Source organism: Candidatus Symbiopectobacterium sp. NZEC135, assembly GCF_025962695.1.
Genome location: NZ_JAGFPF010000420.1, coordinates 1 through 1487, shown reverse-complemented (window position 1 = coordinate 1487; position 1487 = coordinate 1). Strand labels below are relative to the sequence as shown.

2 protein-coding genes are annotated in these 1487 nt (G+C 57.5%); both read right to left on the bottom strand.

The genetic code is table 11. From position 1 onward, the window contains the following. Positions 1-79: 79 nt before the first annotated feature. Positions 80-733: a bifunctional nicotinamidase/pyrazinamidase gene (gene pncA / locus J5224_RS27485; protein WP_264628309.1), complete on the bottom strand. Its 654-nt coding sequence runs from the start codon at positions 731-733 to the stop codon at positions 80-82. Positions 734-782: 49 nt separating this feature from the next. Further along, the coding region (gene ansA, locus J5224_RS27480; protein WP_264628308.1) for an asparaginase at positions 783-1487 on the bottom strand (705 nt) is incomplete at its 5' end.

Genomic DNA, 1487 nt, shown 5'->3' with positions numbered 1-1487 from the left:
GAAGCAGGCGTTTGCCATCGACAACCTGATTCAGCGAGAACGACAGTAGCCGAGCCCCTGAATGCACAGGGGCGCAGTATTATGCGGAGTCATTTGCTGATGTTGCGATAAAGTCGGCCAGGCAAATGCGGCGCGCTCCGCGAGCCACCATGTCTACCAGGGCAGCCTCGCTGTCGTCCGGTTGGAGATTCACACCGCGGCAGCCCTCTTCAACGATCTGCACCTCATACCCGAGTGCCAGCGCATCGAGCACGGTAAATTTTACGCAGTAATCCGTTGCCAGCCCCATGATGGTCAACCGCGTGATGCCGCGTTGGCGCAACAGGTTATCCAGTGCGGTGGTGGCGCGTTTTCCGTTGTCGAAAAAAGCGCTGTAGCTGTCAATGTCAGGCTGAGTGCCTTTTTGTATCACCGCATCAAACGCATGATGATGAAGGCGCGGGTGGAACTCCGCACCTCGCGTACCCTGTACGCAGTGCACTGGCCACCAGATCTGCGCTAATCCTGCCAGTTCACCACACTCACCCACGACAGCGTCCGGATGATTGCTGGCGAAGCTCAGATGATTGGCCGGGTGCCAATCCTGGCTGGCAATGATGGGCATCCCGGCCTTCTGTGCCGCCGCTATCGCCACGTTGGCAACCTCAATGGTGACATCACCCTGTGCGACAGGCAGTGCGCCGTTCGGGCAAAAATCATTCTGCAAATCGACCAACAGCAGGGCATGATTGATGACTGCATGGTGTAGGACGGTAGGGTTCATGGCAGCTCCAGCATCCGGGTTAGGCGTCCTGAGTCAGTTCGCCGCGCAGGTCTTGTTGCATTAACTGGCGAATGGTATCCGGGGTTAAATCAGGCTGGCTCAGCAGATAATGCAGTTTAGTCAGCGCGGCTTCCACCGTCATATCAAAACCGCTGATCACACCGGCCTGCGCCAGCGCGTTGCCGGTGGCGTAGCCTTCCATGTTCACCCGTCCGGAAATGCACTGGGTGAGGTTAACCACCACGATACCGCGTGCCGATGCCTGACGCAGTTCGTCCAACAGCGCCGGGCTTTGCGGTGCATTCCCCACACCGTAAGAGCGCAATATCAGCGCTTTGACCGGCTGACGCAGGAAGTTACGCACCACATCCGCTGAAATTCCCGGATAAACGGTAATCACACCGATCGGTTGCGGGGTAATAGGATGCACGATCAGCGGCCCACTGGGGGTTTCCGATTGAGGCGGCACCAGGCGGCGTATATGAATACCGGCTTCTAGCAGCGTCGGGAAGTTGGGGGAGGCGAACGCATCAAAGCCGTCCGCATGGGCTTTCGTGGTGCGGTTACCGCGCAGCAGCTTGTTATTGAAAAACAGGCTGACTTCATTCACCGGGTGATTAGCCGCGACATACAGGGCGTTCAGCAGGTTGGTTTGTCCATCAGAACGCAACTCCGCTAACGGAATTTGTGACCCTGTCACAATGAGCGGCTTGGCCAGATTCTC